This is a genomic window from Phytohabitans maris, from assembly GCF_031085175.1.
GTDB classification, from domain to species: Bacteria; Actinomycetota; Actinomycetes; order Mycobacteriales; family Micromonosporaceae; genus Phytohabitans; species Phytohabitans maris.
The window spans coordinates 167,943-194,301 of record NZ_JAVHUY010000005.1; the positions used below are offsets into that span (position 1 = coordinate 167,943).

The window sequence follows — 26,359 nt, forward strand, 5'->3', positions numbered from 1 at the left end:
GTCAAATGGTGCCCCCCAAACTGCCGCCGCCCATCCTTGTCATCGGCGCCGGCGTGTCCGGCCTGACGACTGCGGTCTGTCTCGCCGAGGCAGGCTACCCGGTGCGGATCCGCACCGCGCGACCACCGCTTCAGACGACGTCGTGCTCAGCGGGTGCGCTGTGGGGACCGTTCCTGCTGGAGGATCCCCGCCTGATCGACTGGTGCCACGAGACGAGGCGGGTGCTGCGGTCGCTCGCCGGGGAGCGGGCCGGCATCCGCATCGTCGCGGGAGTGGAAGCGGCCACACGAAGAGTGCCGCCACCGCGATGGGCGACGGAGATCGAAGGCTACACGCTGCGCGGCCCGGACGACCTGCCGGCAGGTTTCGTGACCGGATGGGCCTACACGGCGCCGGTCGTGGACATGCCGGTGTACCTGGCGTATCTGTGCGAGCGCTTCGTCCAGCGTGGACAGATCGAGGCCGGCACGGTCGCCTCCCTCGCCGACGCCGTCGCCGAGGCGCCCATCGTGGTCAACTGCACCGGCTACGGCGCGCGCCGGCTCGTGCCAGACCCGATGCTCCGGCCGATCCGGGGACAGCTTCTCGTGGTCGACAATCCCGGCATCGACGAGTTCTTCGCCGACGCGGAGGTCGACGGTGAAGACCCGAGCGAGCTGACCTACATACTCCCGCAAGGAGACCGCGTCGTCCTCGGCGGCACCGCGCAGCCCGGGCGGCGCAGCCTGCGACTCGACCGGAGCGAGGCGCGGCGCATCCTGGAGCGGTGCGTCGCGGTCAATCCGCTTCTCGCGAAGGCGACCGTGCGGGAGCACCGGGTCGGCGTCCGCCCGAGTCGCCGGAGCGTACGGGTGGAGCGCGTGGAGCTCAACGGCGGACACGTGATCCACAACTACGGGCACGGCGGCTCAGGAGTGACGCTGTCCTGGGGATGCGCGGCAGAGGTGCTGCGACTCGTCCAGGATGTCGACAGTGGACAGCCCGCGGCGCCGTCACGCGGCTCCCTCGGCGTCGGTAGGTGACGGATCCGCGACCGCCTCCAGGACCCGGGGCCCGGACTCATGCTGTTCGAATTCGACTGCACGGGACCAGAGTGCTTCGAACCATTGCTTGCGACCGTCGACGCGGTTGGGGCGGCGTTCGAGGTGGGTCGCGAAGATCAGTGGCTTGGTCATTTCCTCGAAGCTGACCGACGAGAAGATCTCATAGCTCATTACGCCGTCGAAGAGGACGAAGTCCGAGTGGGCGCTGCGGTCCGGCCAGTCGAGGTTCGAAGGATCGAGGAGTCGCACGTCGACCCCGCTCTGCCGATGCTGCTCGCACGACGCGACCACCTCGTCCGTGACGTCGGCGGGTGGATCGAGGATGAAGATCCGGCGGATACGTACGCCACGATCGATCGCCCTGCGTTGCATCTGCAGGTAGCGCCGGCCCTGGTCGGATGTCCAGACGCCTTCGTCGACGCCGCGGCCGGTGCCGATGCGGGAGACCAGGCTGGTGGCGTCGATCGTTCGCTGCGCGGTCTCGGTCAGGCCGAAGAGCCAGGTCCAGTCCTCACCGGCATAGGTGGCCAAGCCGTCGTTGAGGTCCCGGATCAGGTCGGCGGTCTGCGCGATGTTCCATCGGGCGAAGTCGATCAGGAACTGGACGACCAGGATCGCGCCGGCGACGAAGACCGACATGGTGATGCCCCAGATCCTCGGTTGCGTGGTGAGGTTCGTCAGCAGGTAGGCGACCGCGCCGGTAGTCGTCGTGATGAGGATCTTGCGGGTCACGCGCCAGTCGCTCTTGTCCTGCACTTGGCTCATGCTCATCGATTGCACAGCATGGACGAGAGGGTGGCAACCGTCCGTATCGGGGATGGTGGCGAACCGTAGTGGTCACGAGAAGGCGGGCCCGGCGCTGAAGATGGCGCCGGGCCCGGAGGGTGGTGCGACTGCTATGCGACCGAGCAGCTGAGTGTCGGTGCTGTGGAGGGGCCGCTGCCGACGTAGCCGAACGTCGTCGACGTGCCCGCGTTCAGCGCGCCGTTGTGACCGGCGTTCCGTACCGTCAGGTTGGGTGCGGTACCCGACTGCGTACCGTTCCAGAGGCTGTTGACGGTCTGGCCGGACGCGAGTGTCAGGCCGACGGACCAGCCGGCGATGTTGGCCGTGCCGCTGTTGCGGACGGTGACCTCACCCTGGAAGCCGCCGTTCCACGAGCCGACCGAGCTGTAGGTCGCCGTGCAGGCGCCGGTGCCCGGGCCGGGGCCGGGGTTCGACGTGGTCGGGCCGGGGCCCGGGTTGCTGGTGGTCGGGTTCGGGTTGGGCGACTGGGTGCCCTGGCCGGGGCCGATGCCGGTGACCTGGCCGTTGCCGCCGTCGAAGGTGACGTCGGAGCAGCCGAAGAAGTTCTCGGCGCTGTCCGAGCGGACCCAACGCGAGTAGATGATGTGGCGGCCGCTCTTACCCGACGGCAGGTTGCCGGAGAAGTAGTAGTGGCCGTCGTTCGTGCCCACCGCGCCGCGCTGGGGCGGGTTGGTGACCGTCAGGAACGGGGTGGATTCCAGATCGCTCCAGGCCAGCGGCCGGGTCGGGCTCCAGCTGTTGTTGGTCACGTAGAAGTAGAACGTGCCCGGGTGGTGTGCCCAGTTGCTGTACCGGAACTCGATGTTGGCGCCCGCCGTCAGGTGGGTGAGCGGCCAGTCGTTGCGGGCCAGGTTGTACGCCGAGAAGGTGGAGTTGCCGCCGCTGCAGAGCTGCCCGTCCGGCACGAAGCCGGTCGTGCGGCCGGCCGCGTCGGAGCGCAGCACGCTGAACCAGTTGTACAGCGGGTTGGCGCCACCCTGGGCGACCGCGGCCTGGCAGGCCGGGTTGTTGGGGATGATCTGGCCGGTGGACGAGAGGCCGTCTTTCCAGCACAGGAAGGTGCGGCTGCCGGGCACCATCGCGGCGCCGTGCGCCTGGGCCGCGCCGGGCGTGATCACCGTGATGATGCCGGCGGCCACCACAGCGACGGCGGCGGCAGCCGCTGCCCTGCGTAGAAGTTTCACCTTTGGTCTCCCTTTCAGTACGAGGCCCCGGTGACGCGTGGTGGCGCGCACCGGAATCGGGGGAGATGCGGACAGGATGGCGCGGCAAAGGTCGGCTCGACGCACCCGTCCGATCTCGGACGCACGCGCGCCTCTCACATGGCCCATAGCCCGGCAGCCGGCTCGGCGCGTGTCAGCCCTGCGCCGTCCGGCAATCGACATTGCACCATGAATCGATATCCAGGGCAATAGCAGCTCGTCTATGTCGCTCACTGGGCGGGCCGGCGCCCGCGGCGGCGGAGAGCTCGGTCGCACAAGCCCGAAATCTTGAGCTACCGCGACGTCCGCCGTGGTCCGGACCGTCGCGCGGGGCCCCCGGGGAAACGTGGAGCGCAGCGGAGCGTTTTCTTGGGGTGCATTCCCGCGGCCTCACCCTCCGCGGTTTCACGACCCCGCGCGCTCAGCCTGGATGGGCCGCCGCGGCGGCGCGGACCAGCTCGGCCACCGTCGCCAGGTCGACGTCGGCCAGCCGCTTGATGCGCACGCAACTGCGCCCGATGTCCGCCTTCGGCAGGCGGTCACGGTAGGTCTCGGCCAGGTACCGGTCGCCGTCGGAGGCGCTGACGTAGAGCGAGATGTGTGCCCGCCGGCCGGCCAGCCCGACCACGAACCAGTCGCCCTCGCGGCCGCTGTCGTACCGGTAGTGGTAGGTGCCGTAGCCGACCAGGCCGGACGACTCCATGTGCGGCTCGAGCTGGGGCGCCTCGCGGCGGATCAGGTCGTGCAGCACCCGCACCTCGCCCCGGCGCGGCTCCGGCAGCGCGGCGATGTACTCCTCGGGTGTCTTGACCTCGGCGTCCATGGCACTCGCGCCCATTCTGTCAGACCGGGATGCCAGTCTGTGTTCCAGCTTTCGGGACGGCGCGCCACGCGACCGCCCGGAGCCAACCAGGAGGGGGTGCCATGACGAGGTCACGCGACGCGGTGCTGGCATACTGGGCGGCCGCCGAGGCACGCGACTGGCCGGGCTTCGCCGCGCTGCTCGCCGACGACGTGGTCTACGAGCTGCCGCAGTCGCGCGAGCGGATCCGTGGCAAGGTGCGCTACCTGCGGTTCAATGTGGAGTACCCGGGGGATTGGCACCTCACCGTGCGGATGGCGGTCGGCGAGGAGCGGCACGCGGCGACCTGGGCGCACTTCGTCACCGACGGGGTGGAGGAGCAGGCGCTCACGTTCTTCGAGTTCGACGACGCCGGCCTGATCGCCAAGGTCACCGACTTCTGGCCCGAGCCCTACGACCCGCCGGCCGGCCGCGAGCACCTGGTCGAGCGCTACTGAGCGAGCGGCGTTACTGGGTGCGGCCGGACAGCTCGGCGTAGCCGCGGCGGACCGCCACCCGGGCGGCGTCCAGGCCAAAGGGGGCCTTGGCGGCGACCGTGGCCACCGAGGCGCCGTCGAGGTGGCCGTCGCGGATCAGCCAGTCGAGCGCCGCCAGCTCCTCGTGCTGGCCCTTCACGAAGTTGGGGCCGACCGGGGCGCCGTGCCCGGGCACGACCACCGTCGTCGGCGTCGTGAGCCGCAGCAGCTCGGCCACCGCCTCCGGCCACTCCAGGGGGTACGCGTCGCCGAACGAGGGTGGCGCGCCCTCCTCGACCAGGTCGCCGGCCACGACCACGTCGGCGTCGGGCACGTGCACCACCAGGTCGCCGGCGGTGTGGCCGCGCCCCAGGTAGCGGAGCACGACCGGGCGGCCGCCGAGGTCCACGGTGGACTCCTGGTGCACCGCCCGGTTGGGCGCGAGGATGGGCGCCTCGGCCAGCTCGCCGGCCAGGTCGGGGGCGAGCCGCAGCGCCTCCTCGTACGCCTCGCGCCGCACCGCCTCGGGCCGGGCGCGCAGCAGCGACACCGTCTCCTCGTGCGCCCAGATGTCGCACGGCGGGTCGCCGGCCAGCGCGGCGTTGCCGAAGCTGTGGTCGAAGTGGTGGTGGGTGTTGACCAGTACCCACGGCGCGCGGGTCACCCGGCGGGCGGCGGCGGCCAGCTCGGCGGCCTGCGCCGGCGTGGCGAGCGTGTCGACCAGCAGCGCCACGCCGTCGCCCAGCACGAGGGTGGCGTTGACGTCGAGCACCGGGTAGCGGAGCACGAAGACGTCGTCGCCGACCTCGGCGAACTCAGCCGGCACTCTCGGCCTCGCCGAAGGCGCGCCCGACGAACTTGTGGCGGTCGACCAGCACCCGCTCGATCCGCCCCTCGGCGACGGTCGCCTCGCCGTCGGTCACCGCCACCTCGAAGAGCAGGCGGCGGCCGTCGACCTTGGCCAGCTGGGCCTGCGCCACGACGGTGCGGCCGACCGGGGTGGGAGCCTTGTGGTCCAGCTCGACCCGGGTGCCGACCGTGGTCATGCCGGCCGGCATCCGCTGCGCCGTCGCCACCACGGTGGCCGCCTCGGCGAGCGCGAGGACCCGCGGCGTGCCGAGCACGGGCACGTCACCCGAGCCCAGCGCCTGCGCGGTGTCGGAGTCCGTGACGGTCAGCTCCACCCGGGCGGTCAACCCCGGCGCGAACGCGGGGCTGAGCTGGTCTGCGCTCGCTTCGCTCCCGCTGGGACCCCGGTGCCGGCTCGTGCCTTCCTCGTCGCTTCGCTCCTCGGGGCGGCGGTCGCCAGCCGCGGGGTCCGGCTGCTGCTGCTCCATGCCGCATAGCGTAGGCGCTCCCGAACCGGACAGACCACGTATCTGTGAGCGTCATGTATCTGTGCGGGCCACGGATCGGCGTACCGGACGCGCCCAGCGGCCATCCGGCGTACCCCCATGGTTAACCTGGACCCGATGGCCGTGACGATCTCTCCCGCGCCCGCCGACTCCCCGCCTCCCGTGCGCGACCGGCGGCGCCAGATGATCGCGATGGGCGTGTGGGCCCTGCTCTTCGTGGCCGGCTGGTTCCTCATCGGCCTGCCCACCGACCCGCTGTATGCGTTCGGCTGGCTCTGGACCGCCACCATCGCCTGGCGCATCGAGCGGCCGTGGCGCTCCCACCTGGGCTTCGCCCGCGACTGGCTGCCGGTCGTGCTGCTGCTCGTCGGATACAACCTGTCCCGCGGCTTCGCCGACAACGACGCCACCCCGCACGTGCTGGAGCTGGTCGCGGCCGACCGCTGGATGTTCGGGTGGGCGACCGGCGGCGAGGTGCCCACGGTGTGGCTCCAGCAGCACCTGTACGACCCGGACCGGGTGCACTGGTACGACGTGCTGGTCAGCTGGGTGTACTTCTCCCACTTCGTCGTCGCGCTCACCGTGGCCGTGGTGCTGTGGCTGATCTCCCGGCCGCGCTGGGCGGCGTTCATGCGGCGCTGGGTGTTCCTGTCCCTGGCCGGGCTCGTCACGTACTTCCTCTACCCGGCCGCGCCGCCGTGGTGGGCCGCCCGCTACGGGCTGATCGAGGAGGTCGCCCGCATCTCCACCCGGGGGTGGAAGGCGATCGGCATGCACGGTGCCGGCAACATGCTCAACGTCGGCCAGGTCGCCGCCAACCCGGTGGCCGCGATGCCGTCGCTGCACACCGCGTTCGCGCTCTTCGTGGTGGCCTTCTTCCTCAGCTCGGTACGCCGGCGCTGGTGGCCGCTCCTGCTCGCCTACCCGCTCGCGATGACCTTCACCCTCGTGTACTCCGGTGAGCACTACGTGATCGACGTCCTGGTCGGCTGGGCGTACGTGGGGCTGACGTTCCTGGCCGTCGGCCTGGGGGAGAGGTGGTGGGCGCGGCGGCGCGCGGCCAGCGCGGCGCCGGCGGTCGTCGCCCAGCTCGCGGTCAGTGCGGCGCCGGCACCGAGCGAGCCGCCCGGGAACGCTCCGCCAGCGTCGCGGCAAGCTCCCAGGCCTCACTGACGTCGCGGTCGCGGGCCGCGGCGCTCGGCCCGCCGGCCGTGTCCGCGTACACGGTGGCCAGGCCCAGGCGGCGCTGCAGCGGCCCGCGGACCACCCGCACGCTCTGGATCCGCGCATACGGCACGACCAGCACCTGCCGGGTCAGCAGCCCCTCCCGGTGCGCGACCACCTGGTCGGTCAGGGCGGCGCCGAGTATCCGCCAGGAGAGCGGGTGCAGCCAGCGGGCGCGCCGCGACGGCGGGGTGAACGGGATCGTGTCCAGCGCCACGCCCGGCAGCGCCTCGGCGAGCACGAGCCGCGCGGTCTCCGGGTCGCCGACCGGCAGCAGGCGCCCGCCGCCGGAGTCGTCGCCCGAGCTCGGCGCGGCGATACCGGCCACGTGCGGGCGCAGCCGCAGCCACCGCCGGCGCCGCCACAGCAGCGGCCAGGTCGCGCCGACCGCCTGCAACCGGTCGAGCGGCACGGTCTGGCTCCGCGTCTCCAGCAGGCCGCCGCGCAGCCGCAGCGAGCCCTCCTGGCTGGCCAGCCGGAAGTTCCAGTCGGCGAGGATCCGGCGGACCGGCTGGAGCAGCACGCCGGCCATCGCGGTCAGCGTGCTCGCGATGCCGATGAACGACCAGGTCGCCTCGGCCGCGAACTGCACCGCCACGAACGCCACGCCGAACGGCAGGAACAGCGTCTGCGGGGTGAGCAGCTGGCTGATCAGCAGGTCACGGTTGGCGACCGCGTGGATCGGCCGCTCCGGGTGCGCGACCGGTGCGACCGCCTCGCCCTCGGCCGCCGCCTGGGCCGGTACGGCCGCGCCCGCCTTGCCGGCCAGCACCAGCAGCCGCTCGCGCAGCGCACGGGCCTCGTCGACGGTCAGGAACGCGAGCGGCGCCTCCGTCTTGCCCCCGCCGACCACCTCCAGCCGCAGCTCGGCCAGGCCGGTGAGCTGGGCCAGCAGGGGGCGTACGACCTCGACGGACTGCAGCCGCTCCAGCGGGATCGCGCGCGTGCGGCGAAACACCAGCCCCTCGTGTATCCGCAGCTCACGCCCGACCACCTGGTAGCCGGTGACGTACCAGCTGATCACCGAGAGGATCACCTGGCCGATCAGCGCGGCGACCACCATGGCGGCGAACCAGCCCAGCCCGACCCGCCCGAGCGTCTGCCAGGAGAGCGCCGCGATGATCACCACGAGCGCGCGGGCGCCCTTGAGCAGCGGTGTGAGGGGGTGCAGCCGCCGTCTCGGCCCGGTGGCGAGGGAGGTGGTCACAGCCCCTCCGCGCGGTCCTCGCCGAGCGCGGTCAGGCGGTCACGCAGGCGCGAGGCCTCGTCCGGCGGCAGTCCGGGGATCTTCGCGTCGGAGGCCGCCGCGGCGGTGTGCAGCTGGACCGTGGCCAGCCCGAACGCCCGCTCCAGCGGCCCGGCCGTGACGTCGACGAACTGCATCCGTGCGTACGGGACGATCGACAGCCGGCGCACCAGCAGCCCGTGCCGCACGAGCAGGTCGTTGTCGCGCTCCGCGTACCCCCAGGCGCGGACCGCCCGGAAGATCACGATGACCCGCCAGCCGGCCAGGGCCGCCACCAGCGCCAGGGCCAGGCCGAGAAGCCAGTGGCCGCTGAGGGCCCAGGCGATGCCGAGGCCAGCGAAAACGAAGATCATGAACGATCCGAAGCTGATCGTCTCGACCCAGATCAGGTCGCGCGAGACCGGGCGCCAGTCGACCGTCTCCGGCCACGGCTCGAGGGCGCTGGTGGGGGAGCTCACGCTTCCAGGCTACGGTCAATCTCGCGCAGAAACCCACGCGCGGAGAGGAAGTCGCTCAGGTGCTCGCGGTGGGCCTCACAGGCGAGCCACACCTTGCGCCGCTCGGGCTCGTGGATCTTCGGATTATTCCACCGGAGGGCCCAGACGGCCGGCTCTTTGCAGCCCCGGGCAGAGCACTTCATGAGCGCCGAGTCTATGAGCGCCGGGCGGCCACGGGGGAAGCCGCCCGGCGACGGCTGAATCGTACACACCGGAAACCCCCTCATGTCTACCCATCGGTCGTGCCTGTTTGGCCTCTGTCCGTAAGCGGTAGCGTCGGCCGGACGTTCGGCGGTCGGGACCAGCCACGACGCGCGGGCGAGACCGGATTTCCGGCGCTGCGACCCCGGCTGGTTAGCTGGGCGTGTAAGGCTTGGTGCGGCAGCACCTCGCCGCAATACCGATGACGCCGCACCGCAGTGGAGGACCGGTGGCCAACGCGACCACGCCCGAGCGCCCCGACGCGCCCCCTTCGTCCACCTCGCCGGTGGACGGGAGCACCCCGGCCCAGGACGCCACGCTGCTCGAACGCGCGCTGTTCGAGGTCAAGCGCGTGATCGTGGGGCAGGACCGGATGGTCGAGCGGATGTTCGTGGCGCTGCTGGCGCGCGGCCACTGCCTGCTGGAGGGCGTGCCCGGCGTGGCGAAGACGCTCGCCGTCGAGACGCTGGCCAAGGTCACCGGCGGCACGTTCGCCCGCGTGCAGTTCACGCCCGACCTGGTGCCGGCCGACATCATCGGCACCCGGATCTACCGCCAGTCGAGCGAGAAGTTCGACGTCGAGCTCGGCCCGGTGTTCGTCAACTTCCTGCTCGCGGACGAGATCAACCGGGCGCCGGCCAAGGTGCAGTCCGCGCTGCTGGAGGTCATGTCCGAGCAGCAGGTCTCGATCGGCGGCGAGACCCACGAGGTGCCGCACCCGTTTCTGGTCATGGCCACTCAGAACCCGATCGAGCAGGAGGGCGTCTACCCGCTGCCCGAGGCCCAGCGCGACCGCTTCCTCATGAAGATCATCGTCGGTTACCCGACGGACGCCGAGGAGCGCGAGATCGTGTACCGGATGGGCGTGAGCGCGCCGGAGCCCTCCGCGATCTTCACCCCGGCCGACCTGATCGGGCTCCAGCGCAAGGCCGACCAGGTGTTCGTGCACAACGCGCTGGTCGACTACTCGGTGCGGCTGGTGCTCGCCACCCGTACGCCGGCCGAGCACGGCATCCCAGACATCGCGCCCCTGATCCAGTACGGCGCCAGCCCGCGCGCCTCGCTCGGCATCGTGCGGGCCACCCGGGCGCTCGCGCTGATGCGCGGCCGCGACTACGCGCTCCCCCAGGACGTGCAGGACGTCGCGCCGGACATCCTGCGCCACCGCCTGGTGCTCAGCTACGACGCGCTCGCCGACGACATCCCGGCCGACCACATCGTGGCCCGGGTGATGGCCACCGTGCCGCTGCCCACCGTCGCGCCCCGGCAGAGCGCCGCCCCCGCCCCCGCCTCCAGCCCGCCCGTCGGTCCTCCCCAGCCTGCTCCGGCCGGTGCGTGGCCCAACCTTCCGTGACCCGTCCCGTGACCGCCCCTCTCGACCCACAGGCCACGGCGCGGGCGGACGCCGTACTCTCCCGGCTGCAACTGCTCGTCACCCGCAAGCTCGACGGGCTGCTGCAGGGCGACTACGTGGGGCTGCTGCCCGGGCCGGGCACCGAGGCGGGAGAGTCCCGGGAGTACCGCCCCGGTGACGACGTGCGGCGCATGGACTGGCCGGTGACCGCGCGCACCACGTTTCCGCACGTGCGGCAGACCGTGGCCGACCGCGAGCTGGAGACCTGGCTGGCCGTCGACCTGTCGGCCAGCCTCGACTTCGGCACCGCCCGCCACCTCAAGTCCGAGCTGGTCATCGCGGCGGCCACCGCGCTGTCGTACCTCACGGTCCGGGGCGGCAACCGGATCGGCGCGGTGGTCGGCACCGGGGCCGAGGTGCAGCGGCTGCCGGCCCGCCCCGGCCGCAAGGAAGCGCAGGGGCTGCTGCGCGCCGTCGCCCGTACCCGGATCAGGCCCGGCCGCTCCGACCTGGGCGCCCTGATCGACATGCTCAACCGCCCACCGCGCCGCCGGGGTGTGGCCGTGGTGATCTCCGACTTCCTCGCGCCGGTCGAGCAGTGGGCCCGCCCCGTCCGCAAGCTGGGCGTGCGCCACGACGTACTGGCGATCGAGGTGGTCGACCCGCGCGAGCTGGAGCTGCCGGACGTCGGCGTGCTCACGCTCGTCGACCCGGAGACCGGCGCGCTGCACGAGGTGCAGACCGCCGACCCCAAGCTGCGCCGCCGGTACGCCGAGGCGGCCGGCCTGCAGCGCGCGGCCATCGCCCAGGCCCTGCGCGCGGCGAACGCCGCCCACCTGCGCCTGCGCACCGACTCCGACTGGCTGCTGGACATGGTCCGCTTCGTCGCCGCCCAGCGGCACGCACGCACCCGAGGGACGACGCGATGATCCGTTTTCTCGAGCCGTGGTGGCTGCTCGCACTGCTGCCGGTGGTCGCGATCGCGGCCGTGTACGTGTGGCGGCAGTTCCGCCGCAAGCAGTACGCGGTCCGCTTCGCCAACCTCGACCTGCTGCGCACCCTCGCCCCCAAGGGCCTGGGGTGGCGGCGGCACGTGGCGGCCGGCACGTTCCTGCTCGCGCTGCTGGCGCTGGCCACCGCGATGGCCCGCCCCTCGGTCGACCGCGAGGAGCCGCTCGAACGCGCCACCATCATGCTGGCGATCGACGTGTCGCTGTCGATGGAGGCGGACGACGTGGCGCCGAGCCGGATCGAGGCGGCGCAGGAGGCGGCGAAGCAGTTCGTGACCGAGCTTCCCCCGACGTACAACCTGGGGCTGGTCTCCTTCGCCAAGTCGGCCAACGTGCTGGTGCCGCCGACCAAGGACCGGGTCGCCGTCCAGCAGGCCATCGACGGCCTCGCCCTGGCCGAGGCGACCGCGACCGGCGAGGCCGTCTTCACCTGCCTGGAGGCGGTGCGGTCGGTGCCCGCCGACGGCGCGCAGGGCATCCCGCCCGCGCGCATCGTGCTGCTCTCCGACGGCTACCGCACGTCGGGCCGCTCGGTCGAGGAGGCCGCCGCGGCCGCCGCCGCCGCGAACGTGCCGGTCTCCACCATCGCCTTCGGCACCGACGCCGGCGTGGTCGACATCGGCGGCCAGCTCCAGCCGGTACCGGTGGACCGGCTCGCCCTGGCCGAGCTGGCCGAGACCACGCAGGGCTTCTTCTACGAGGCCGCGTCGGTGAGCGAGCTCAAGCAGGTGTACGAAGACATGGGCAGCTCGATCGGCCACCGCGTGGAGCCGCGCGAGGTCACCCAGTGGTACGCGGGGATCGCGCTGCTCTTCGCCCTCGCCGCGGGCGGCATGAGCCTGCTCTGGACCTCCCGCCTCCCGTAGCGCGTCTTCGTCGCGCCGCGCCGCGAAGCGGGCGCGTCCCGCCCGTCCGTGGCGATTAGCTGCCCCTATCGGGGCGGTTTTCGCCACGGACGCTCGTGTCCGGTCTCCAACCCGCCACGCTCAGGGCGGCGCGTACGCCGGCGAGCACCTCGTCCGGCCGCTGGCGGAGCGCCCATCCCGGAAAGCGCAACAGCCGCTCGCCGGCGATCGCGCTCTCGTTGTGCTGGCGCATGTCCGCGTACCAGGCCTTGACGTCCATGTGCTGCCCACCGTCGATCTCGACGTGCACGCCCCACCGGTCGAAGTGGACGTCCCGGTAGCGGCGGCCGGACCGGTCGGTGCGGCCGCCCACTGGGCCGCGTCGATCATCGAGCGGGCCCGCGAGCGCCGACAGACCCGCCAGCGGCGCGGCTCGCCCGCGCCCCACGGCGAGGGCCGCGATCCACCGCCGCTGGTGCTCGCTGACCGGCCCGGCGTGAGTGACGTAAACCGCGCGGTGCGCGAGGAACCACCGCCCGCTGGCCAGCCGGTGCCGGATCGCCTTCTCGCAGAGGTACCGCAAGGCCTGGCGGCGGCTGACGACGCCGTCCTGGTGGAAGAGCAGGAACTCGAGATCGCCCGCCTCGTCGGGGCGAAACCTGTGGATGTCGTCGATTCGCTGATATGCGGCCACGTCCCACCGGTGTCGCGGCGGGGTACGACGGTACGGGCGGCGATCAGACGAGGACGAAGAGGACGACGACCCAGACGGCGGCGAGGGTGAAGCCCAGGGGGGCGGCGTAACGGTTCATGGCGGTTCTCCGGTGGCGGTACGCGCGACGGTGCGCCCAGGGCCGTTGCCCGGGGCGCTCAAGGGAGAGGAGAGACCGGTCAGCTCAGCTGACGTGTGGCCCGGCTATGACTAGGGGGATCGCTATCTCGCACAGCGATCACCTCCATAGGCCGTCGGGCTCAGAACCGTCCGTCATCGTACACCCCGGGCGCCGCCGTACCTACTTGGCCGATCGGTCGGCGCGTGGTGTCCGCCTGGCCGGGAAGGCGGCGCACGCGGCGGCCAGAACCGTTGCGAACACAGGGAACCAGAGCACCCGCGCGGCCACCCAGCCCAGGCCGTCCGGGGCGGTGTGCAGGCCGGGTACGGGAGCGCCGGCCGTGAGCCACGCCATGCCCGCCACCACGGTGATGAGCGCGCTCTGGTGCCACAGGTAGATGGGCATGGCGGCCCGGTTGAGCACGGCCACGGCGGGCGGTGTGCGGCGGCGGTCGAGCCACGGGCGGACCAGCAGCGCGGCGCCGATCTGTGCGGTGGCGAGCGCGACCGTGAACAGTGACGGGGGCGACAGGTTGGAGCGCCCCTGCCCGGGTACGCCGACGGCGCTCATCGGGTAGTCCAGCCACCGGATCAGCACGGCCATCGCCACCGCGCCGCCGGCCAGGAGCGCGATCCCGGTGCGCCGGCCGGTCAGCCGCCCGGCCGCCAGCGCCATGCCCAGCGTGTACGGGACCAGCCACGCGGCCAGCACGGTCAGCGGGAGCGTGCCGAACCCGGCGTCCGCCAACCCGACCACCGCCACCGCCGGCAGGGCGGCCAGCGGCCCGATCCGGCGCAGCGGGCCGGTGAGCGCCAGCAGCGCCACGAACGGCAGCAGGAACCACAGTGGACTGACGACCAGCGTGCCGACCGTGTCGAGCGTCACGCCGGGTACGCCGGCCGCGGCCGCCGCCAGCAGCGCGATTGTCCACAGTGCACCGAAGCCGGCGACCGGGGCGGCCAGCCGGAGCAGGCGGCGGGGGAGCGGGCGGCGCGAGCGGGCCGCGGCGTACCCGCCGGCGAAGAAGAACAGCCCCAGCGTCTGCAGCACCCAGGTCACCGGCGCGAACGACGGGAGCGCGCGCAGCGGGCTGTCCTGGTCGAGCCCGCCGCCGGGGTCCAGCACGAGCCCGGTGACGAGCCAGTGTCCCAGCACCACGCCGGCGATCGCGACGGCGCGGACCGTGTCGATCGCCCGGTCCCGGGGCTGGCTCGACGGGAAGCGGCCGGCGTCGGTCGGGGCGGGAGCGAGCCGGCGGTTCACGAGTCCACCGCCACGATGCCGGCGACCGCGGTGAGCGTGGCTGTGCCGCGGGTCAGGTAGTCGGGGTGACCGTCCACACCGGCCACCGGCAGCCGGTTCGCGCCGAACGACGGGTCCGCCGGATGCCGGCCCAGGCCCAGGTCGAGGAGGCGGACGCCGGGTACGAAGCGGATCCAGTCGTGCGGTGACTCGGCGGCCCAGACGCGGGCGGTGGTGTGCAGGTCGGCCACGCGGTCCGCGCCCATGCCCGGGGCGCCGAGCGTGACGATGTCGGTCACCTGCGGCGGCAGGGTCGGCGCCGCGTACCCGATGACCAGCGCGCCGTAGCTGTGGCCGACCAGCGTGACCCGTACCTCCGGGCGGCCGGCCACCAGCGCGGCGACGTAGCGGCCCAGTGCCGGGGCGCCCGCTCGCGCTGACGAGGAGCGGGCGGCCTCCAGCCCGAGCCCGTCCGGTGGCCGGTACCCGAGCCAGGCCACGACCGCCACGCCGCCGGGACGGGTGCGCGGGGCGGCCGAGTCGTACAGGGTGCGGGCCATCACACCGGTCGTGGCGGCGAGGTTCGCCGGGGTCGTACCCACGCCGGGCACCAGGACGGCGATGCGGTCCGCTGTGGACGGTCGGCCGGCGACGTCGACGGCCGGGGTCGCCGGGACCGGGGCGGCCGCGTCGTGCGGTGGCGCGACGAGGACGGCGCCGAGCAGGGCGGCGGTTGCGGCGTACCGTATCCGGGTCATGCCGCAAGAGTCGGCCGCGCGACGGCCGGAGCGCGTCAGACCGGGGTCCGCTCTTTGCCCTAGGACCGGGGTACTACTCCCCGGCGGCGACCAGACCTGTCTCGTACGCCAGCACGACGGCCTGCGCCCGGTCGCGCAGGCCGAGCTTGGCGAGGATCCGGCCGACGTGGGTCTTCACGGTCTGCTCGGCGACCACGAGGTTTTCGGCTATCTCCCCATTGGACAGTCCACGCGCGATAAGCCGCAGCACCTCGGTCTCGCGCGGGGTGAGCGCGGAGAGCGCGGTGGGGCGGGGCCGGTTGCGGCTGGGCCGCGCGGCGAACTCGGCGATCAGCCGCCGGGTCACCGACGGCGCCAGCAGCGCCTCGCCGCCGGCCACCACCCGCACCGCGTGCACCAGGTCGGCGGCGGGCGCGTCCTTGAGCAGGAAGCCCGAGGCGCCGGCGCGCAGCGCCTCGTAGACGTAGTCGTCGAGGTCGAACGTGGTCAGGATCAGCACCCGCGGCCGCTCGCCGCCCTCCGGCCGGTCGCCCACCAGGCGCCGGGTAGCCTCCAGGCCGTCGAGCACCGGCATGCGCACATCCATGAGTACGACGTCCGGGTCGAGCCGCCGCGCGGCGGTGACCGCGTCGGCGCCATTGGCCGCGTCGCCGACGACCACCAGGTCGGGCTGGGCGGCCAGCAGCGCCCCGAAGCCCTGCCGCACCATCGCCTGGTCGTCGGCGATGAGCACCCGGATCACGTATCGCTCCCGCCGCCGGCGTCGTCCGGCTCGGGCGGGGGCGCGTAGGGCAGGCGCGCGGCCACCGCGAAGCCGCCGTCCGGCGTCGGGCCGGCCGCCATCTCCCCGCCGAGCAGCGTCACCCGCTCGCGCATGCCGGCGATCCCGTGCCCCTCGCCCGCCGTCGACTCGGGCGCGGAGAGTGGGGGACCATTGTGGACACGCAGGCTCAGGTCCGCGGTCCACGGGCGGATCTCCACCCGCACGGCCGCCCCGGGCGCGTGCCGGCTCGCGTTGGCGAGGGCTTCCTGCACGATCCGGTACGCCGCGAGCCCGACCGCCTCGGGTGGCGGCTCGCCCTCGGCCACGTCGAGGGTGGCGGCCACGCCGGCCCGCTGGGCGCTGGACACGAGCTCGGGGATGTCGGCGAGGCCGGGCTGGGGCGCGACGAGCCGCTCGCTCTCCTCGCTGCGTAGCACGCCGAGCAGCCGGCGCATGTCGGTGAGCGCCTGGCGGGCGCCCATCGCCATCGAGGTGAACTCGGCGCGGGCGGACTCGGGCAGGTCCGGGAGGCGGTACGGCGCCGTCTCCGCCTGCACCGCGATCATGGACATGTGGTGTGCGACCACGTCGTGCATCTCCCGCGCGATCCGGGTGCGTTCCTCCAGCACGGTACGCCGCGCCTTCTCCAGCTCGCTCACCTCGGACTGCTCGGCGAGCCGTTCGCTGAGGCTGCTGCGGCTGCGGGCGATCCGCCCGATCACGTCGGCGACCAGGACCACGACGAAGAACAGCAGCGCGACGCCCGCGATGTCCGGCGGCGGTACGAAGATCAGGACCGCCAGCAGGCTGAACAGCCCCATCCACAGCAGCACCGCCCGGTCGACCCGGGACCCCGCGACGAGCAGGACCAGCAGGATGATCACGACGTGGCCGGGGCTCCACGGCCAGGTCTCGTCGCCGCTGTTGAACGTGCCCAGGAGCATGCTGACGAACATCAGCCGCCACGCCCACAGCGGCCGGGAGAGCAGGAACGGCACCGGCAGGACGGTGAGGACGGCGATGAACCAGCTGGTGAGCGGCGGCAGCTCGCGGCCGTCGATCAGGTACTGCGCGGTCGCGACCGCCACGCCGACGAGGGCGAGCGCGGCCACCGCCGGTAGGACCGGCCCGAGGCGCGGCCACGGCAGGCGCACCGTGACCGGCGCGTAGTCCGGTCCGGCGAAGAGCCGCTTGAGCGCGTTCCAAGCGCCGCGCATGGGGGAAGCCACCCCTCGCAGGTTACGGTGTGTGATCAGTCGCGTCGTACCGCCGTGGTGTGATCCTCGGTGTCATACCCCGGTAGTGTCTGGGCCGTCGGCGAAGCCGCGACGAGGAGTGGAGGAGCCACGATGGCCCGCACCGTGCTGGTGACCGGGGGCAACCGGGGGATCGGCCTGGCGATCGCGCAGGCGTTCGCGAAGCAGGGGGACCGGGTGGCCGTCACCCACCGCGGCAGCGGCGTGCCGGGCGACCTGTTCGGCGTCGAGTGCGACATCACCGACGCGGCGGCCGTTGACGCGGCGTTCGGCGCCATCGAGGCCGAGCTCGGCCCGGTCGAGGTGCTCGTGGCCAACGCCGGCATCACCGACGACACGCTGCTGCTGCGGATGTCCGAGGAGCAGTTCACCCGGGTCGTCGACACCAACCTCACCGGGGCGTACCGGCTCGCCAAGCGGGCCGCCGGCAAGATGCTGCGGGCCAGGTGGGGCCGGATGATCTTCATTTCCTCGGTGGTCGGCCTCTACGGCTCGCCCGGCCAGGTCAACTACGCGGCGAGCAAGGCCGGGCTGGTGGGCGTCGCCCGCTCGATCACCCGTGAGCTGGGCAGCCGTAACATCACCGCGAACGTGGTGGCGCCCGGCTACGTCGAGACCGACATGACCGCCGCGCTCCCCGAGGACCGCAAGGCGGAGTACCAGAAGATGATCCCGGCCGGCCGCTTCGCCGCACCTGAGGAGATCGCGGGCGCGGTGACCTGGCTGGCGAGTGACGCCGCCGGGTACATCTCCGGTGCGGTGATCCCGGTCGACGGCGGCCTCGGAATGGGCCACTAAGAGGAAGGTCGTACGTGTCAGGACTTCTCGCCGGCAAGCGGCTGCTCATCACCGGCGTCATCACCGACCAGTCGATCGCGTTCTCGACCGCGAGGCTGGCCCAGGAGCAGGGCGCCACGGTCGTGCTGACCGGGTTCGGCCGGCTGTCGCTGGTCGAGCGGATCGCCAAGCGGCTGCCCGAGCCGCCGCCGGTCATCGAGCTCGACGTGCAGAACGCGGAGCAGCTCGCCGGGCTGGCCGGCAAGGTGCGCGAGCACGTCGACGGGCTCGACGGGGTGGTGCACTCGATCGCGTTCGCGCCGCAGAGCGCCCTGGGCGGTGGCTTCCTCGACGCCGGCTGGGAGGACGTGAGCACGGCGCTGCACGTCTCCACGTACTCCTATAAAGCCCTCGCGATGGCCGCGCTGCCGCTGATGGGCCGGGGTGGCTCGGTGGTCGGGCTGACCTTCGACGCGCAGTACGCCTGGCCGGTCTACGACTGGATGGGCGTGGCCAAGGCCGGCCTCGAGTCCGCCTCCCGCTACCTCGCGCTGCACCTGGGCAAGCAGGGCATCCGCAGCAACCTCGTCTCGGCCGGCCCGCTGCGCACGATGGCGGCCAAGTCCATCCCGGGCTTCGAGCAGTTCGAGGACGAGTGGGTACGCAAGGCGCCGCTCGGCTGGGACCTCGGTGACCAGGACGCCGCGGCCAAGGCGGTCCTGATGCTGCTCTCCGACTGGTTCCCCGCCACGACCGGCGAGATCGTGCACGTGGACGGCGGGTTCCACGCGGTCGGAGCGTGAGTCCGTGAGCGAGGCGTATGACGCGCTGCTGCTGGTCTCGTTCGGCGGGCCCGAGCATCCGGACGACGTGCTGCCCTTCCTGGCGAACGTCACGCGCGGCCGGGGCGTGCCCCCCGAGCGGCTGGCCGAGGTGGCCGAGCACTACCAGCACTTCGGCGGGGTGTCGCCGATCAACCAGCAGTGCCGCGACCTGCTGCGGGAGGTAGAGAAGGGCACAGACCTCCCGGTGTACTGGGGAAATCGCAACTGGCACCCGATGCTCGCCGACACCGTGGCGAAGATGCGCGACGACGGCGTCCAGCGCGCGCTCGCGTTCGTCACCAGCGCGTACGGCGGTTACTCCTCGTGCCGCCAGTACCTGGAGGACATCGCCGCCGCCCGTGCCGCCGTGGGGCCGAGCGCGCCGGTGATCGACAAGCTGCGGCACTTCCACGACCACCCCGGCTTCGTCGAGCCGCACGCCGACGCGCTGCGGGCCGCGCGGGGCACCCTCCCGCCCGGCGGCAACGTCCGCGTGGTGTTCACCGCTCATTCGGTACCCGTGTCGATGGCCGCGACCGCGGGCCCGGACGGCGGCCGTTACGAGGCGCAGCTCCACGAGACCGCGGCCCTGGTCTCCGCGGCCGGCGCGCCCGGCCTGCCCTGGGATCTGGTGTGGCAGAGCCGCAGCGGCCCACCGCACGTGCCGTGGCTCGAACCGGACGTCAACGACCATCTCGCCGCGCTCGCGGCGGACGGCGTCACCGGCGTGGTGGTGAGCCCGATCGGCTTCGTCTCCGACCACCTGGAGGTGATCTGGGACCTGGACAACGAGGCCGCCAGCACCGCAAAGCGCCTGGGGTTGGACTACGCGCGGGCCGCCACGCCGGGCACCGACCCCCGTTTCGTGGCGATGGTGCACGATCTGGTGCGGGAGCGTGTCAACGCACGGGAAAGTGCCCGGCGATCCCGGCTGGGTAGTCTTCCGGTTTGGGACACGTGTCCCGTGGGCTGCTGTCCGCCACCGCGCAGGGGGTCTGGATGATCACCGATCGAAAGCCGATCGAGTCGTGGCTGACCGACATGGACGGGGTACTGGTCCACGAGGGGCAGCCGATCCCCGGAGCGCCCGAGTTCATCAGCCGGCTGCGCGCGTCGGGCAAGCCGTTCCTGGTGCTGACCAACAACTCGATCTACACGCCGCGCGACCTGCGGGCGCGGCTGACCCGGATGGGCTTCGAGGTGCCCGAGCAGTCCATCTGGACGGCCGCGCTGGCGACCGCGCAGTTCCTGGCCGACCAGCGGCCGGGCGGCACGGCGTACGCGATCGGCGAGGCGGGACTCACCACCGCGCTGCACGCCGTCGGGTACGTGCTGAGCGACTTCGCGCCCGACTACGTGGTGCTCGGCGAGACCCGCACGTACAGCTTCGAGGCGATCACCAAGGCGGTTCGGCTGATCAACGACGGCGCCCGCTTCATCTGCACCAACCCCGACCCGACCGGCCCGTCGGTCGAGGGCGCCCTGCCCGCGGCCGGCTCGGTGGCCGCGATGATCTCGAAGGCGACCGGCGTCGAGCCGTACTTCGTCGGCAAGCCCAACCCGATGATGATGCGCTCCGCCCTCAACACCATCAACGCCCACTCCGAGACCACCGCGATGATCGGCGACCGCATGGACACCGACATCCTGTGCGGCCTGGAGGCGGGGCTGGAGACGATCCTGGTGATGAGTGGGATCAGCACCCGCGCCGAGACCGAGCGCTACCCGTACCGCCCGTCCCGCATCGTCGAGTCCATCGCCGACCTCATCGACGAGATCTGACACCGGCGCGTGCTTGACCGGTCGTGCGTGCTCGACGGTCGTGCTTGCTGACGGCGGTGCTTGCTCGACGGTCGTGCTTGCTTGACGCCGGCGCGGGCGGGTGGCTAGCCTCGAAGGTGCCAAGTGCAGTAGCGCTTAGGAAGTGGACCCGGCAGCTCTCCGGACGGTGGGTGGGCCGGGTTCCGCGCATTCCGGGGCCACATCACACTTTCTGCACGTCGGCGACGATCTCGCTGACCCGTGCCCGCCAATGGCCACCCTTAGCCCACGACCAGGCGATCGCGTCGGGAATCGCGAGGAGACTCTCCTCGTAGGCCCGCATATGCGCATATTGAAATGGCTGTTCGTCGCCTGCTGGGCGCAAATCAGGGATCTGTCCGTCCGGAGCGCGGCGTCCTCGGTCTCCAGTATCAGTCGCTCCACGTCACGCCGCATCAGATCGACGATCAGCCGCTTTACGGGGAGAGAGGGGCGTTGCAGGCGGCGACCAGGGCGCGGCGGCAGGCTGTCGTGAGTGGACGGAGGGCGGCGTCGCGCTCCTGCGCCTCGTATCCGTTGACCGCGCCGCCGGGTGCGGCGTGCTCGGCCAGCGCCAGCACGCGATCCAGCACGCTGGCCCGGGCGAAGAGGCGGCGGGCTCGCGGGTCGAAGCCGGGTGGGAGGTCGATGCCCGCGTCCGGGCGGCGCAGCGCGGCCAGCGCGCCGGCCAGCTCGGGGCGCCACTGGGCCACGTCGAGCCGGGTGAGGCGGGCGGTGGCCTCGGCGAGCGCGGCGGAAAGGTCGGACTCGGCCTCGGCGGTGCCCGGCTCGCCACCGGCGGCGGTGGACGACGGCGCGGGCAGCGGGTAGACCCGCCACAGCACCGTCTCGAACGTCATGCCGGAGCCGGACGTGTGGCTGCGCACCTCGGGGATGACGCCCAGGTCGCCGGCGACCACCGCCTCGCCCGCGACGAGCGCCGCCCCCGCGAACGGTCCGGGGCCGGGCAGCCCGCGCGGGTCGCCGGGGGCCGGCAGCACCAGCCGGATCTCGTCGGGGCGCAGCTTGGAGAGCGTGGGCAGCGCGTCGCGCAAGGGCACGTCGGTCCAGGTGCCGGGCGCGTCCGCGACCAGGTGCTCCTCGTCACCGGCGATCTCGTCGGCGACCTCGTCATACGGCACCAGCCCGGCGCGCCACGCACGGACCCAGGCCACGAACCGGCTGGACCGGCGCGCCGCGAGGGTCGCCGCGCCTGCTGCGGGAGACATGCGGCAAGAGTACGTGCTGGCCGCTGCCCTGTCTCGCGTGCGGCGCGTCTGCGTGGCACGCCGCACTCCCGGGTTTAGCGTCAGAGGACGTGAGCGAGCTTGCGAGTGAACCATCAAACTCAGCGAAAATGCGACCACGGCGGTGAGCGACGGGAGACCGTATGTATGGGGAGGACGTGCTCGCGGGGAACTGGCGGCGTCGTAAGACGGTGCCCGAGGTCGACGCGGAGGTCGACCTGGTCGTGGAGGACGCCGACTCGGGTTTCTGCGGCGCTGTCGTGGGATTCGAGTACGGCGCGGTGGTGCTGGAGGATCGGCACGGCAAGCGGCGCAACTTTCCGCTGGCGCCCGCCGCGTTCCTGCTCGACGGCGAGCCGGTGACGCTGCGCAGACCGGTCAAGAGCACCGCGCCGGCCGCCCGCCGCCGCACCGCGTCGGGTTCGATCGCGCTCGACGGGGTACGCGCGCAGGTGGCGAAGGCCAGCCGCATCTGGGTCGAGGGCATCCACGACGCCGCCATGGTGGAACGGATCTGGGGCGACGACCTGCGCATCGAGGGTGTGGTCGTGGAGCCGCTGGACGGGATCGACGAGCTGGCCGCGGCGGTACGCGACTTCGGCCCGTCCGAGCGGCGGCGCCTCGGCGTACTGGTCGACCACCTGGTGCCGGGCTCGAAGGAGAGCCGCATCGTGGCCGCGGTGACGTCGCCGTACGTGCTGGTGACCGGCCACCCCTACGTCGACATCTGGCAGGCGGTCAAGCCCCAGCGGCTCGGCATCGAGGCGTGGCCGGTGGTGCCGCCGGGCCGGCCGTGGAAGGAGGGCGTCTGCGCGGCCCTCGGCGTGGCCGACCCGGCCGACATGTGGCGGCTGATCCTGTCCAAGGTGGACAGCTTCCACGACGTGGAGACGCCACTCATCAACGCGATGGAACGCCTGATCGATTTCGTGACGGTGGAGTCGACCTGAGACGTCAGCCCGAGACGTCAGCTCAAGACGATCGAGTCGCCTTCGACCGTGATCGGCTGGGCGGCGAGCGGGCTCGGGGCGGGGCCGCCGAGCACGGAGCCGTCGCTGGTGGAAAAGGCGCTGCCGTGGCAGGTGCAGATGATCTGGTCGCCCTGTACCTGGGAGACCAGGCAGCCCTGGTGGGTGCACTGCGCGTCGAACGCCTTGAAGTCGCCCGCCGCGGGCTGGGTGACCACCACCCGCTGCTCGGAGAAGATCGTGCCGCCGCCGACCGGGATGTCGGAGGTGCTGGCGAGCGCGTTCGCGGGTGCGGCCTCGCCGCTGGCCGAGGTGGAGGGCGCCGCGCCGGTCGAGGGCGCCGCGCTGCTCGCCGGCGGCGCCGAGGCCGCCGGCTCCTCGCCGCCACCGCAGGCGGCCAGCAGCCCGGCCGCGCCCACGCCGACCGCCCCGGCGGCGAGCACGTTGCGTCGGGCCATCGTCGTTGGTTGAGCGTTCACCTTCTTCATGGGCGCCAGCATGTCCGGCATGCCTGGACGAGTCCTGTGCCGCGCCTGTGGATCCGCTGAAACCGCCGGGTGCGGCGACGGAGGCACTACGGCCGTCCGGGAGCCAAGTCTGCGTCCAGCGGTACTCCAGATACCTTATGGCGGTCCCATAAGGTATCTGGAGTACCGCTGGTGCTCATCCCGGCCTCAGCCGAGCTGGCCCGCGTCCCGGGTGAAGACGAACGTCGCGATGTCCAGGGCGGCCACCCCACCCGCGGCGTCCCGGCGTACCACGAGCGTCTCACCGTCGTTGGCGCCCGAATGGCACCGCCAGCGGTCGGTGCCGTCCATCGTGAACCGCCACGGCTCCCGCCCGGCCCGGGTCAGCACCAGCTCGCCCCCCTCCCAGGCGGCGTCGTGCGCCAGCCCCATCCACCACCATCGCCCGCACAGCTCGGCGACCTCGGGCGGGGGCGGCGGGGCCGGGCGCCAGGGCGCGGGTGGCACCGGCTCCCGGTCGAGCACCTCCAGCAGCGCGGAGAAGCCGACCTGCCCGATCGGGAAGCCGTACGCGTTGGCGTACGCGACGACACCGGTGCGGGACGGGCGGTGGACGGCGATCACGGCGACGTACCCGGGCATGGAGCCCCCGTGGCCGACCAGGACGCGCTCCCCGCGGCGATAGAGCTCCAGCCCCAGGCCGTGGCCGCCGCTCCAGGTCTCCGGGTCGCTGATGGCGACCGGCACGCACATCTCGGCGAGGGTCTGCGGCGCGAGCACCTCGGGGACCGGCTCGGCCAGGAACGCCGCCCACCGGGCCAGGTCGCCCACCGTCGACCAGAGCTGCCCGGCCGGTGCCATCGCGCCGGTGTCGGTACGCGGCTCCTCGTGGAGCGTGCCGTGCAGCGGGTGTACGACGTAGCCGGGGGCGAACGGCTCGTGCGGGTGGTACGTGGTGCGCAGCATCGACAGCGGCGCCAGGATCCGCTCGGTCACCTGCTCGATCCACGGCTTGCCGGTGATCCGCTCGACGACGGCGCCGAGGAGCCCGTACGCGAGGTTGGAGTAGTGGTATGTCCGGTGTGGAGGGTGGGCCACCTTCTCCGGCGTGAGGCCGGCCAGCAGCGTCTCCACGTCGCTGCCCTCGGTCCGTTCCCACCAGCCGGCGCTGTCCGGCTCGCGCTGGAGGCCGGAGGCGTGCCCGAGGAGCTGGCGGAGCGTCACGCTCCCGACCGGGGTGCCGGGCAGGTGGCGGTAGAGCAGGTCGTCGAGGGCCAGCCGCCCCTCGTCGCGCAGCCCCATCACCAGCGTCGCGGTCAGGGTCTTGGAGATCGACCCGATCCGGTACTGGGTGTCCGGGGCCGGCGCCGGGTGGTCGCCCGCTCCGGTCACGTACGCCAGCCCGCCGTCCCGCACGACGCCCAGCACGACCGAGGGCGCCCGGCCGGCGGCCTGGATCTCGGCGGCCAGCACGTCGAGGCGGCGGGTTGTTTCCGGTAGCAGCGACACGTCTCGTACCTCCCTGATGGTGGTCAACGGTCCCGGGCGGCACGACGTTACCGTTGCGCGACTCGCCGCACGTGCGCTGACGTGCCACGATCGAGGGGTGGATGCCGTTCTCTGGATCGTTCTGGGCGTGTTGCTCGCGGTCGCCGAGATGTTTACGTTCACGTTCGTTTTGATGATGCTCTCGGCCGGCGCCTTCGCCGCCGCGATCGCCGCCGGTCTCGGCGCGGACGTGCCGGTGCAGGCCGCGGTCTTCGCGATCGTCTCCGCGCTCTCGCTGGTCGCCGTGCGGCCCGTGATCCGGCGGCATCGGCAGGCCCGGCTGGAGAGCGACGAGACGCCGATGGGTGTGGAGGCCATCTCCGGCTCCACCGGTCTGGTCCTGGAGCAGGTCGACACGGACCACGGGCTGGTAAAGATCGACGGGGAGCTGTGGACCGCCCGGTCGTACGACGCCACGCAGGTTCTGGAGCCTGGCGAGCGGGTGCGGGTCATCGAGGTCAAGGGCGCCACCGCCATGGTCTGGCGGGATTTCTGATCCGGTTGGTAGAGATGATCCGGGGGTTGGGATAAATGGAAGCTGTCATCGCGATCGTCGTCGCTTTCGTCGCGCTGTTCGTGGCGATCACGCTCATCCGGGCGGTGCGGATCGTGCCGCAGCAGCGCAACTTCGTGGTCGAGCGCCTCGGCCGCTACCAGCGCACGCTGCGGCCGGGGCTCAACGTGCTGGTGCCGTTCATCGACTCGGTGCGCACCAAGGTCGACCTCCGCGAGCAGGTGGTGAGCTTCCCGCCCCAGCCGGTGATCACCTCCGACAACCTCGTGGTCTCGATCGACACGGTGCTGTACTTCAAGGTCGTCGACCCGGTGCGGGCCACCTACGAGATCTCCAACTTCCTCCAGGCGATCGAGCAGCTCACGGTCACCACGCTGCGTAACGTGATCGGTTCGCTCGACCTGGAGAAGGCGCTCACCAGCCGCGAGGAGATCAACCGGCACCTCTCCGGGGTGCTCGACGAGACCACCGGCCGCTGGGGCATCAAGGTGACCCGCGTCGAGATCAAGGCGATCGAGCCGCCGCCGAGCATCCGCGACTCGATGGAGAAGCAGATGCGCGCCGAGCGGGACCGCCGTGCCGCGATCCTCAACGCCGAGGGGCACAAGCAGGCGCAGATCCTCACCGCCGAGGGTGAGAAGCAGGCCGCGGTGCTGCGGGCCGACGGTGACCGGCAGGCCCGCATCCTGCAGGCCGAGGGTCAGGCGAAGGCGATCCGTACCGTCTTCGACGCGATCCACACCGCCAACCCGAGCCAGAAGGTGCTGGCCTACCAGTACCTACAGGCGCTGCCGCAGATCGCCAACGGCCAGGCCAACAAGGTGTGGATCGTGCCGGCCGAGCTCACCAAGGCGCTCGAAGGCCTCGGTGGCGCGCTGGGCGGCCTCGCCGGGATGGTGGGTGACGAGCCCCGGGCCGCGGTGGACTCCGGCGCCGTCGAGCGCGAGGCCGCGGCGGCCGCACAGGCCGCCGCCGACGCGGCGCAGGAGGTGCAGCAGTCGGTGCAGGAGGCGGAGCAGCAGGTCTCCGGCGACGGCCCGCGTGGGCTGCCGGCGCCCGAGCCGGCCTCCCCCTCCGACCTGCTCGGCTCCACCCCGTCGGCGGAACGCGAACGGGCCTGACCCGGCGTGTCCGCTTGCGTTCGGCTGCCTGATTAGTCGGAAACATCCGCTTGGCGCCCCGGCGACTGCCATGATCTACACAGCATGGTTGGTTGCCGGGGCGCCGGCGCGTTCCGGCCGCGGGGGAAGGCGGTCTGGCC

At 72.5% G+C, this 26,359-nt stretch carries 28 protein-coding genes; 13 read left to right on the forward strand and 15 right to left on the reverse strand.

Annotated elements, in window-relative coordinates:
• Positions 1-8 precede the first annotated feature (8 nt).
• Complete coding sequence (locus tag RB614_RS07050) at positions 9-1,022, forward strand: FAD-dependent oxidoreductase (RefSeq protein ID WP_308711549.1); 1,014 nt, start codon at positions 9-11, stop codon at positions 1,020-1,022.
• On the opposite strand, the gene RB614_RS07055 is transcribed toward RB614_RS07050, so the two are convergent.
• The 3 genes from RB614_RS07055 to RB614_RS07065 all read right to left on the reverse strand — a co-directional run bounded on the left by RB614_RS07055 (position 993) and on the right by RB614_RS07065 (position 3,890).
• Positions 993-1,799: a DUF6879 family protein gene (locus tag RB614_RS07055; protein WP_308711550.1), complete on the reverse strand. Its 807-nt coding sequence runs from the start codon at positions 1,797-1,799 to the stop codon at positions 993-995. The genes RB614_RS07050 and RB614_RS07055 overlap by 30 nt on opposite strands.
• A gap of 140 nt (positions 1,800-1,939) precedes the next feature.
• Positions 1,940-3,052: a lytic polysaccharide monooxygenase gene (locus RB614_RS07060; protein WP_487379823.1), complete on the reverse strand. Its 1,113-nt coding sequence runs from the start codon at positions 3,050-3,052 to the stop codon at positions 1,940-1,942.
• A gap of 421 nt (positions 3,053-3,473) precedes the next feature.
• Positions 3,474-3,890 (reverse strand): DUF1801 domain-containing protein, encoded by a 417-nt coding sequence (locus RB614_RS07065; RefSeq protein ID WP_308711552.1) that lies wholly within the window; start codon positions 3,888-3,890, stop codon positions 3,474-3,476.
• 86 nt (positions 3,891-3,976) lie between these two features.
• On the opposite strand from RB614_RS07065, the gene RB614_RS07070 reads away from it, so the two are divergent.
• The gene (locus RB614_RS07070; protein ID WP_308711553.1) at positions 3,977-4,351 is read left to right on the forward strand and encodes a nuclear transport factor 2 family protein; all 375 of its coding nucleotides are present in this window, start codon (positions 3,977-3,979) and stop codon (positions 4,349-4,351) included.
• Positions 4,352-4,361: 10 nt separating this feature from the next.
• Here RB614_RS07070 and RB614_RS07075 read toward each other — a convergent pair whose 3' ends face one another.
• Positions 4,362-5,195 carry an MBL fold metallo-hydrolase gene (locus RB614_RS07075; protein ID WP_308711554.1) on the reverse strand — a complete coding sequence of 278 codons (834 nt, stop codon included), beginning with the start codon at positions 5,193-5,195 and terminating at the stop codon, positions 4,362-4,364.
• Positions 5,185-5,565, reverse strand: coding sequence for a thioesterase family protein (locus RB614_RS07080; protein WP_308711644.1), 381 nt, complete (start codon positions 5,563-5,565; stop codon positions 5,185-5,187). Before RB614_RS07080 ends, RB614_RS07075 begins: the two co-directional genes overlap by 11 nt.
• Before the next feature lie 276 nt (positions 5,566-5,841).
• Between RB614_RS07080 and RB614_RS07085 the strand changes: the two genes are divergently transcribed.
• The gene (locus RB614_RS07085) at positions 5,842-6,897 is read left to right on the forward strand and encodes a phosphatase PAP2 family protein (protein ID WP_308711555.1); all 1,056 of its coding nucleotides are present in this window, start codon (positions 5,842-5,844) and stop codon (positions 6,895-6,897) included.
• Here the strand turns inward: RB614_RS07085 and RB614_RS07090 are convergent.
• Positions 6,821-8,155: a PH domain-containing protein gene (locus RB614_RS07090; protein WP_308711556.1), complete on the reverse strand. Its 1,335-nt coding sequence runs from the start codon at positions 8,153-8,155 to the stop codon at positions 6,821-6,823. The genes RB614_RS07085 and RB614_RS07090 overlap by 77 nt on opposite strands.
• A complete protein-coding gene (locus RB614_RS07095) occupies positions 8,152-8,652 on the reverse strand; it encodes a PH domain-containing protein (RefSeq protein WP_308711557.1) in 501 nt (166 codons plus the stop codon). The genes RB614_RS07090 and RB614_RS07095 overlap by 4 nt, the downstream gene beginning before the upstream one ends.
• A 442-nt stretch (positions 8,653-9,094) precedes the next feature.
• Between RB614_RS07095 and RB614_RS07100 the strand changes: the two genes are divergently transcribed.
• The 3 genes from RB614_RS07100 to RB614_RS07110 are packed head-to-tail and all read left to right on the forward strand — an operon-like array spanning position 9,095 to position 12,122.
• Positions 9,095-10,246 (forward strand): AAA family ATPase, encoded by a 1,152-nt coding sequence (locus RB614_RS07100; protein ID WP_428982938.1) that lies wholly within the window; start codon positions 9,095-9,097, stop codon positions 10,244-10,246.
• Positions 10,243-11,175 (forward strand): DUF58 domain-containing protein, encoded by a 933-nt coding sequence (locus RB614_RS07105; protein WP_428982939.1) that lies wholly within the window; start codon positions 10,243-10,245, stop codon positions 11,173-11,175. Before RB614_RS07100 ends, RB614_RS07105 begins: the two co-directional genes overlap by 4 nt.
• Positions 11,172-12,122: a VWA domain-containing protein gene (locus RB614_RS07110; RefSeq protein WP_308711559.1), complete on the forward strand. Its 951-nt coding sequence runs from the start codon at positions 11,172-11,174 to the stop codon at positions 12,120-12,122. The genes RB614_RS07105 and RB614_RS07110 overlap by 4 nt, the downstream gene beginning before the upstream one ends.
• Positions 12,123-12,177: 55 nt before the next feature.
• On the opposite strand, the gene RB614_RS07115 is transcribed toward RB614_RS07110, so the two are convergent.
• The 5 genes from RB614_RS07115 to RB614_RS07135 form a co-directional block, all read right to left on the reverse strand.
• The gene (locus tag RB614_RS07115; RefSeq protein WP_308711560.1) at positions 12,178-12,795 is read right to left on the reverse strand and encodes a hypothetical protein; all 618 of its coding nucleotides are present in this window, start codon (positions 12,793-12,795) and stop codon (positions 12,178-12,180) included.
• A gap of 319 nt (positions 12,796-13,114) precedes the next feature.
• Entirely contained in the window at positions 13,115-14,197 is a 1,083-nt protein-coding gene (locus RB614_RS07120; protein ID WP_308711561.1) for an acyltransferase family protein, read from the reverse strand.
• Entirely contained in the window at positions 14,194-14,934 is a 741-nt protein-coding gene (locus RB614_RS07125) for an alpha/beta hydrolase (protein WP_308711562.1), read from the reverse strand. The genes RB614_RS07120 and RB614_RS07125 overlap by 4 nt, the downstream gene beginning before the upstream one ends.
• A gap of 73 nt (positions 14,935-15,007) precedes the next feature.
• Positions 15,008-15,676 carry a response regulator gene (locus RB614_RS07130; RefSeq protein ID WP_308711563.1) on the reverse strand — a complete coding sequence of 223 codons (669 nt, stop codon included), beginning with the start codon at positions 15,674-15,676 and terminating at the stop codon, positions 15,008-15,010.
• Positions 15,673-16,926: a sensor histidine kinase gene (locus tag RB614_RS07135; RefSeq protein ID WP_308711564.1), complete on the reverse strand. Its 1,254-nt coding sequence runs from the start codon at positions 16,924-16,926 to the stop codon at positions 15,673-15,675. Before RB614_RS07135 ends, RB614_RS07130 begins: the two co-directional genes overlap by 4 nt.
• 120 nt (positions 16,927-17,046) lie before the next feature.
• Here RB614_RS07135 and fabG point away from each other — a divergent pair, with 120 nt between their 5' ends.
• Genes fabG through RB614_RS07155 form a run of 4 tightly spaced genes read left to right on the forward strand, consistent with a single transcriptional unit; the run spans position 17,047 to position 20,336 of the window.
• Complete coding sequence (gene fabG, locus RB614_RS07140; protein ID WP_308711565.1) at positions 17,047-17,751, forward strand: 3-oxoacyl-ACP reductase FabG; 705 nt, start codon at positions 17,047-17,049, stop codon at positions 17,749-17,751.
• A gap of 14 nt (positions 17,752-17,765) precedes the next feature.
• A complete protein-coding gene (fabI, locus tag RB614_RS07145; protein ID WP_308711566.1) occupies positions 17,766-18,533 on the forward strand; it encodes an enoyl-ACP reductase FabI in 768 nt (255 codons plus the stop codon).
• Positions 18,534-18,537: 4 nt separating this feature from the next.
• Entirely contained in the window at positions 18,538-19,557 is a 1,020-nt protein-coding gene (locus RB614_RS07150; RefSeq protein ID WP_308711567.1) for a ferrochelatase, read from the forward strand.
• The gene (locus RB614_RS07155; protein WP_428982952.1) at positions 19,557-20,336 is read left to right on the forward strand and encodes an HAD-IIA family hydrolase; all 780 of its coding nucleotides are present in this window, start codon (positions 19,557-19,559) and stop codon (positions 20,334-20,336) included. The genes RB614_RS07150 and RB614_RS07155 overlap by 1 nt, the downstream gene beginning before the upstream one ends.
• Before the next feature lie 455 nt (positions 20,337-20,791).
• Here the strand turns inward: RB614_RS07155 and RB614_RS07160 are convergent, their stop codons facing one another.
• Positions 20,792-21,583: a hypothetical protein gene (locus RB614_RS07160; RefSeq protein WP_308711569.1), complete on the reverse strand. Its 792-nt coding sequence runs from the start codon at positions 21,581-21,583 to the stop codon at positions 20,792-20,794.
• Positions 21,584-21,744: 161 nt separating this feature from the next.
• On the opposite strand from RB614_RS07160, the gene RB614_RS07165 reads away from it, so the two are divergent.
• A complete protein-coding gene (locus tag RB614_RS07165; protein WP_308711570.1) occupies positions 21,745-22,551 on the forward strand; it encodes a DUF3097 domain-containing protein in 807 nt (268 codons plus the stop codon).
• 17 nt (positions 22,552-22,568) lie between these two features.
• Here the strand turns inward: RB614_RS07165 and RB614_RS07170 are convergent, their stop codons facing one another.
• Together RB614_RS07170 and RB614_RS07175 are read right to left on the reverse strand one after the other, a co-directional pair.
• Positions 22,569-23,057: a Rieske (2Fe-2S) protein gene (locus RB614_RS07170; RefSeq protein WP_308711571.1), complete on the reverse strand. Its 489-nt coding sequence runs from the start codon at positions 23,055-23,057 to the stop codon at positions 22,569-22,571.
• A 186-nt stretch (positions 23,058-23,243) separates the two neighbouring features.
• Complete coding sequence (locus tag RB614_RS07175) at positions 23,244-24,545, reverse strand: serine hydrolase domain-containing protein (protein ID WP_308711572.1); 1,302 nt, start codon at positions 24,543-24,545, stop codon at positions 23,244-23,246.
• A gap of 97 nt (positions 24,546-24,642) precedes the next feature.
• Here RB614_RS07175 and RB614_RS07180 point away from each other — a divergent pair, with 97 nt between their 5' ends.
• Complete coding sequence (locus tag RB614_RS07180) at positions 24,643-25,080, forward strand: NfeD family protein (RefSeq protein WP_308711573.1); 438 nt, start codon at positions 24,643-24,645, stop codon at positions 25,078-25,080.
• A gap of 35 nt (positions 25,081-25,115) precedes the next feature.
• On the forward strand, positions 25,116-26,219 hold the full coding sequence (locus RB614_RS07185; protein WP_308711574.1) for an SPFH domain-containing protein: 1,104 nt from the start codon (positions 25,116-25,118) through the stop codon (positions 26,217-26,219).
• The last annotated feature ends 140 nt before the right edge of the window (positions 26,220-26,359 follow it).